Genomic DNA, 7,398 nt, shown 5'->3' on the forward strand with positions numbered 1-7,398 from the left:
CCTCGCTACATTCCAGTCTGATTGTACGCTTGCTCTTCTCCCCACACCCCAAGGGTAACCCGAATCGCAGACCCTGGAGCGACCATGGTTCCCGGAGCAACCTGTTGCCCGGTAACCATATCCTTCAAAGGTCCGTCATATTCCATAACAAGTTCCGTCCATTCCAACAGCTTCCTTGCATCTCGTCCCTGTAATCCAACGAGCTTCGGTACGGTAACCGCTTCCAGGGAATCAAGAGCCGCCTCAGCCGGTGACACAATTGCAAGTTTTTTCTTGAGGGATTCCGATACGGCGATCGTTCTTTTCCCTATACGCGAAAAAACCGGTGCGGCAACCATACTCGCATAATATTCCGGTTTCGGCTCATCGACCACAACAATTGCCGCGATCTTGGGTTTGTCGGCAGGAAACGTTCCGACAAACGATGCAACATACCCGCCTTGACGATACGATCCGTTTTTCAGTTTTTGGGCTGTTCCGGTTTTACCGGCAACCGACACGCCTGGAATAGCTGCAGCCATACCGGTTCCTTCCACAACAATCGGCTCGAGATACTCATCGATCAGATAGCGGGCGGTTTCCTCTTTGACGACCCTGGCCCTTTTTTCCGGACCGGTTTCCCGGACAACATTTCCCTGAGCATCGAGTATCCTGCTCACAACATAGGGACGCATCGCCATCCCTCCATTCGCAATCGCCGCATATGATTGCAGAACCTGAAGAGGTGTTGCCGTAAAGCCATAACCGTAACCCATCCAGGGCAGGGTGGTTTTATCCCAGTCCTTGGGTTCCTTGAGAAGACCTTTCACTTCCCCAAGGAGATCGAGTCCGGTCTTTTGACCAAAGCCGAAACGCTTGACATAATCGTAAAAGGTCTTTTCTCCGAGTTCCATCGCTGTCTTTGCCGCAATGACATTACTCGAGTGCACCATTGCTTCGCGAAAAGTCATGCGCTCGAACTTTTCATGGTCCCGTATGACACGCCGTTGCACCACAAAGGATCCATTGTGTGCATCGAGCGTATCTTCAGCAGTCCGATGGAGTATTTCAGTAGCCGCAGCCGCCATGACGATTTTAACCGTCGATCCCGGCTCGAAAGCATCTGCAATAACCCTGTTTCTCGCTTTTTCAGGACGATAGTTACGCCGGTTGTTCATATTGAACACAGGGTAATTGGCCATGGCAAGTATTTCTCCCGTTTCGACATCCATCACAACCCCCATCGCAGCTTTCGCCTTGTGTTTGATAGCCGCGTCACGCAGCTCATCTTCGACAATAGCCTGTATGTCCGCATCGATTGTCAATTGAATACTCAGACCTTCGAGCGCATCGATCTGTTCTTCTCCGGCAGCGAGAAACCGTTCTCCGATAGCTGATCGTTGAAAAACCTTTATGCCATCCTGCCCTTTCAGATCATCATGGAACCTTTTTTCGAGGCCGCTGATCCCCCGGTTATCCCTGTCGGTCAGTCCGATAACCTGCGAAGCGATGTTGAGGTAGTAACGATGCTGCTCCTTTTCGTAACCAACACCGGTGATTTTCGCCGCCATGAGCTTTTCGGCTTTTGCAATCGGTACCGAACGCTCCATCCAGACAAAACGGCTCTTTTTACGAAGCTTTTTGGCATAGTAGCTTTTACTCTTACCGAAATGACGAGCAAAGATCGATGCAACCTCTGAAACGTTGTTCACCGTGTCTGTCTTTCCGTTTATCCTTACCGGCGTGTTCCGGACAAGGTAGGGATCTGCCTTGAATGAAACTTTTTGAACACTTTCGGCAAGCAACCTTCCCGACCGGTCGATAATCCGTCCTCTTTTCGCCTGCTCTACGACCTCCCGTTCATGCTGTCTGGTCGCCATGGTTTTGTATTTCTGTACATCGACCACCTGAATGCTCAACAGCCTGATAACAATGAACCCCGCAAGTACAGCAAACAGGAGGGCTACCACGCCGAGACGCCACCCAAACTCTCTACCCGACCCACCGCCGGGCAGTCCATCATCATCTTGTCTGCTCATAGCACCATTCCGCCTCCCATCATTTCGCCCCAATGTACACTGCAGGAATCATTCGGGCTCTCAGCCCCATCATTCCCGCTTTTTCGGAAATGTTGTGAATGGCTGTGAGCTCTTGTAATTCAAGCTCGAGGGCCGCATTGATACTCTTACTGACCCCGATACGTTCACGCAGGTGCTCATTCTCCCTCGATAATGAATTGATGGTCAGAAGATTATTGATATAGACCACCAAAAGCACGGTTCCAGCAATTATGAATGCAAAGGTACGCAAGCGAAGAATAGAACCAAAATTGAAACGCTTCCGAGCCTGGCGCTTTGCATCATGGGTGGTTTTTGCTCGATACCATGAAGGCTGTTTATGAGCGTTCTTTCGGAAAAAACCATTTTTCCCGCGTATATCTATGAAAGCCGAAGACAACGGTCGCAGCTTCAGTAAAGCCGCTTTCATCAAGGAAAAAACATGCTCGATAGAAATATCTTGTTCCGCACCGTATTTCACCTTATCCTCCTGACTGTTCCTTTTTTTCTACAACCCTCAGCTTCGCGCTCCTCGCTCGGGGATTCTCCCTTACCTCATCATCTGCCGCGATTTCCGGCTTCCCCGTGACAACCCGGAACTCCGCTCTTCGTAAAGGTTCCTTCATCCCTACGCCTTTCGGCCCCCAGTCGTCAGTCGCAATTTTCCTGAAAAACCGTTTAACCATCCTGTCTTCAAGCGAATGGTAACTGATCACTCCCATTCTCCCCTTCGGCCCAAGCATCCCGACGCCGTCTCTCAACACATCCTCGAGCGCACCAAGCTCATCATTCACAGCGATCCTCAATGCCTGAAAAACTCTTGCAAGAGACTTTACCTGCTGATCGGAACCCCTGACAATACTCCTGACTACTGCCGCAAGCTCCTCTGTATCCGTAATGTCACCCCTCTCGATCCGCCTGGCACATATGGCCCGGGCGATTCTACGGCTCTTGTGCTCTTCACCGAACCTGAAGAAAATATCGGCAAGTTCTCTCTCTTCGAAACCGTTGACAATATCCGCTGCCGAAAGGCCATCTTGCGGCCTCATGCGCATGTCAAGCGGACCCCGGCGAAGATAGCTGAATCCCCGTTGCGGAGTATCTATCTGAAAAGAAGAGACACCGAGATCAAGTAACATTCCGGCAACCGGCATTCGATCGAGCTCACGGGTCCTTATACCATTGACGATGGAAACCACATCTCGAAAGTTACCCTGTACAAGCGCAGCTTTTTCGCGAAAAGACGCCAGCTTTTTCGCGGCTTCCTCGATTGCGAAACTATCCTGATCAATTCCTATAAGGAAAGAGTGATTTTCAAACCCTCTGTCCCGTAAGGCCTGTAAAATCGCCAGTGAATGCCCTCCGCCACCAAGAGTTCCGTCGACATATATACCTTCGCGCCTGACCAGCTGCGCAACAACTTCACGCACCATCACCGGACGGTGATATGCTTCTTTGCTCATAAAAACTAAAAATATCTGCCTGCCAGCACCTGAAATCTCGAACCGTTCTCCTTGAGCACTGCCGACAGTTTTTCAGGAGACCAGAGTATCATTTTTACATTTGCCCCTATAATAATAACCTCTTTCGTTATACCTGCATACTGCATGAAGTCTTTCGGAAGGGCAATCCTGCCCTGTCTATCCATTTCTACACTGTCGAGACTTTCATACATGAGGGTTTTCAGCATTCTTTCGTCCGGATTGAAATCGGATAGAGCAGAAAGGCTCTTTTCTTTTTCCGCCCAGATTTCGGGTTCGTAAAGCTCCAGCGAACCATCCATGGCCTTCATAACGTAGAGAACTGCAGCCGGTAAAACTGTTTTACTCGATCGTTCCTGAACTTGTTCGAGGCGTTTCCTGAATCTCGCCGGAATCATAAGACGGCCTTTTTCGTCCATGGAATGCTGCTCTTTTCCGATAAAACCCGCCATATCAGACACTTTTTCACCCAATATTTCCCACTTTCCACCACTTTAAATGTAAAAAAAAGCAATGTGGAAAAAAATAATGCACCGCATATTGTGAAAACTCGGTACGACCATACCCATTCTGGTAAAATGAGCTCTATCGAAACATCTTTTTCTTATGTATAATAGCTATAGGGGATCACCTGCCGATTGGCCCTTCGAAACAAAAATGATAACAATGAAAACCAACCATATGGGGTATATCATGCACTCCTTGAACGATTCCCATGACAACTGTTTTTCGAGAGTATATCGTTGACGGCTATAATCTGCTGCACAAACTGTTTCCCGAAAAACAACGAAACACGTTGCAGGAAAAACGCAAAAAGACCGAAACCATGCTGCTCGGATTCCAGCGATCGGCGAGAACGAAGGTTACGGTGGTCTACGACGGGCAACACACTCGTGGTGTTTTCAGAGATACCGGTGCTCTGAACAGAATTTTCACATCGCCCGGTTATTCAGCCGATGACTGGATTGTCGATTACCTAAAATCTTTGGGAAGCAAGGCTCAATTGTTTACTATTGTTTCTTCCGATCGTTTTATCTGCCGCCATGCAACGGCAAACGGAGCGTCATACATGCTCTCGGAAAATTTCATCGACACGTATCTGTGCGGCACCAAAAGTCATGAAAGAAATGATGATACCGTTGTAAACCGGAAAAAATACAGTAACAATCAACTCACCCAGAAAGAAGTGGATCACTGGCTGGAGCTTTTCAGTAAAACGAAAGAATAAAAGGAATCCCGGAAGATCCGCCTTATTTTAATATTTTACCTGTTAACAGTATCATACTCTAGATAAGAAAGCACTATGTCTAACAGTACCGTCAAAAAGGATAATCACTGGCTGGAGCTTGAAGAGTGGCGAAAAAAAATTGACGCCATCGACAATCAACTCTCGAACCTGCTCTGCGAACGACTCAATTGCGCTCAGAATATCAGCTCTCTCAAGCAGCAAATCGGCGAAGAAGTGCTCCAACCTGCACGAGAAAAAAAGGTCCTTACCAATGTGCTCAATCAAGCCGATTCGGAACTGAAAGCCGGAGCACTGAAAAAAATCTACAAATGCATCATTGAAGAGACGAGGCTGTTTCAGCATGAATGGAAAAACGAACAACAACCGCTTTCTTCCAGATAACCTCTCGGGGCAGTTTCATGCGTGACACATTCACAAGCCGTTTTTTCATTTTCATTTCAAGCATCGTTATTCCCACCCTGTTGTTTCTTGCTGCATTTTTTTTTCTGCCTGGCTGGAATACACCCGATACAGAAGTTCGGCAAGAAAAAAAAATAGTGGTGCATAGAGGCGCGAGTCTTCGCTCGATCATCGCATCAATTGCCGATAAAGAAGTCATTCGGCACGAAAGACCGCTACTCATCACAGCGTGGCTGTTTCCCGAACTCCGCCAGATAAAACCCGGACGCTACACCATCCCCCCCGGACTCTCGAATTATGGGCTCCTCTCGTATCTGCATAACCATCCACAGGACGAAGAGCGGGTACTCATACCTGAAGGGCTGCGCACGGAAAAAATCGCAGCAATAATCGCCTCGCGGCTCGATATCGATTCACTTTCTTTCATGAACAGTTCAAGAGACAAGGAACTGCTTGAAGAACTCGGAATCGAGGGAAGTTCGTTCGAAGGGTACTCTTTCCCCGGAACCTATAATTTCCCGTGGGCAAGTACTTCGCAAGAGGTTATCCGTTTCCTTGTAGGACGCTTCAGAGCATTTTACACCGACAGTCTTCAAGCCATTGCAGCCAAAAGAGGTCTCGATGAACTGGAACTGCTCACCCTGGCATCCATCGTCGAAGCAGAAACGCCATTGAATGAAGAAAAGCCGCTCATTGCAGGAGTTTACCTGAACAGGCTCGAAAAAAACATGAAGCTACAGGCAGATCCAACGGTACAATATGCGCTTGATAGAAAACCCGGTAGACTGCTTTACAAGGATCTCGCTGTCGATTCCCCTTATAACACGTATAAATACAAAGGGCTACCCCCGGCACCGATCTGTAGCCCTGGTGCCCTGTCAATCATGGCTGTAGTTGAACCTGCAAAAACCGAATACCTTTACTTTGTTGCAACCGGAAAGGGAGGTCACTATTTTGCAAAAACTGCTGCCGAACATGCAAAAAACGTGAGAAAGTACCGTACGAGCCGCAGGTGAACCAGCCACCCACTGTAAAACAGCGACATACATTATGTATATTTCATAAAAACCTTTTAACCCTTCAAATCGAAACCCGGAACAATGGAAAAAAAGACCTTGTCTGCTATTTCATGTAAAGGCCGCAGAGTACTCATGCGCGTTGATTTCAATGTACCGCTCGACGATAATGCAAACATAACGAACGACAAACGCATCGTAGAAGCACTTCCATCGATTAAAACAATTATGGAGTCCGGCGGAAGGCTTATACTCATGTCGCATCTAGGCCGCCCTAAAGGCAAGGTCGTACCGGAACTTTCACTGGCCCCCGTAGCCAAAAGACTTTCCGAACTGCTCGACATCCCGGTCGTCATGGCCGATGACTGTATCGGTACCGAAACCATGCAGCAGGCACTGGCCCTTCAGGATGGCGAAATCATGCTTCTTGAAAACCTGAGGTTCCACCCGGAAGAAGAAAAAAACGAACCAGAATTTGCCCGTGAACTGGCATCTATGGGGGAAATTTATGTCAATGATGCGTTTGGAACGGCACACCGTGCCCATGCCTCGACCGAAGGAATCTGTCACTACGTCCAACCTTCGGTTGCAGGCTACCTTATCGAAAAAGAACTGAAATACCTCGGACAGGCGCTCAACGCTCCTGAACGACCGTTTGTCGCAATTCTTGGGGGAGCGAAGATTTCAGGAAAAATCGACGTGCTTGAAAACCTCTTCGATAAAGTCGATACGGTGCTTATCGGTGGCGCGATGATCTTCACCTTTTTCAAAGCCCAGGGATACAACATCGGAAAATCATTGGTGGAAGAAGACAAGGTGGATCTTGCAAGGCACCTGCTACAAACAGCGCGGGATAACAACATCAGGATGCTGCTTCCCGAAGATGTTGTTGCGGCAACGGAGTTTTCCGCCGAAGCCGAAACCCTCACCGTTCCGATTGACGGCATTCCCGACAACATGATGGGGCTGGACATCGGACCGCAAACCATCGATACGTATTCACGTGAGATTCTTCAGGCGAAAACCGTTGTCTGGAACGGGCCGATGGGCGTGTTCGAGATCGAGAAATTCGCAAAAGGAACCATAGCAATCGCACAGGCACTTGCCGACGCAACCGCAAAAGGCACCATCTCCATCGTCGGAGGTGGCGATTCCGCTGCCGCGGTCATGAAAGCGGGGCTTGCATCCGGTATTACCCATATATCAACCGGCGGGGG

Annotated in this window: 8 protein-coding genes; 4 read left to right on the forward strand and 4 right to left on the reverse strand. The window is 48.7% G+C overall.

Annotated features, from left to right (window positions below; genetic code table 11):
• Positions 1-5: 5 nt before the first annotated feature.
• From QZ209_RS06630 to mraZ, 4 genes are read right to left on the reverse strand one after another with little or no spacing between them, the layout of a single operon-like run.
• A complete protein-coding gene (locus tag QZ209_RS06630; protein ID WP_294346074.1) occupies positions 6-2,018 on the reverse strand; it encodes a penicillin-binding protein in 2,013 nt (670 codons plus the stop codon).
• Between the two features lie 19 nt (positions 2,019-2,037).
• Positions 2,038-2,517, reverse strand: coding sequence for a hypothetical protein (locus QZ209_RS06635; RefSeq protein WP_294346077.1), 480 nt, complete (start codon positions 2,515-2,517; stop codon positions 2,038-2,040).
• Between the two features lies 1 nt (position 2,518).
• Positions 2,519-3,499: a 16S rRNA (cytosine(1402)-N(4))-methyltransferase RsmH gene (rsmH, locus tag QZ209_RS06640; RefSeq protein ID WP_294346080.1), complete on the reverse strand. Its 981-nt coding sequence runs from the start codon at positions 3,497-3,499 to the stop codon at positions 2,519-2,521.
• Between the two features lie 5 nt (positions 3,500-3,504).
• A complete protein-coding gene (gene mraZ / locus QZ209_RS06645) occupies positions 3,505-3,969 on the reverse strand; it encodes a division/cell wall cluster transcriptional repressor MraZ (protein ID WP_294346083.1) in 465 nt (154 codons plus the stop codon).
• Between the two features lie 263 nt (positions 3,970-4,232).
• On the opposite strand from mraZ, the gene QZ209_RS06650 reads away from it, so the two are divergent.
• The 4 genes from QZ209_RS06650 to QZ209_RS06665 form a co-directional block, all read left to right on the forward strand.
• A complete protein-coding gene (locus QZ209_RS06650) occupies positions 4,233-4,745 on the forward strand; it encodes an NYN domain-containing protein (protein ID WP_294346086.1) in 513 nt (170 codons plus the stop codon).
• A gap of 75 nt (positions 4,746-4,820) precedes the next feature.
• Entirely contained in the window at positions 4,821-5,147 is a 327-nt protein-coding gene (locus QZ209_RS06655) for a chorismate mutase (protein ID WP_294346088.1), read from the forward strand.
• 17 nt (positions 5,148-5,164) lie between these two features.
• A complete protein-coding gene (mltG, locus tag QZ209_RS06660) occupies positions 5,165-6,181 on the forward strand; it encodes an endolytic transglycosylase MltG (protein WP_294346090.1) in 1,017 nt (338 codons plus the stop codon).
• An 84-nt stretch (positions 6,182-6,265) separates the two neighbouring features.
• Positions 6,266-7,398, forward strand: a 1,133-nt coding sequence (locus tag QZ209_RS06665; RefSeq protein WP_294346092.1) for a phosphoglycerate kinase, incomplete at its 3' end; no start/stop codon positions are given.

Source organism: Prosthecochloris sp. (assembly GCA_015482705.2).
GTDB lineage: Bacteria > Bacteroidota > Chlorobiia > Chlorobiales > Chlorobiaceae > Prosthecochloris.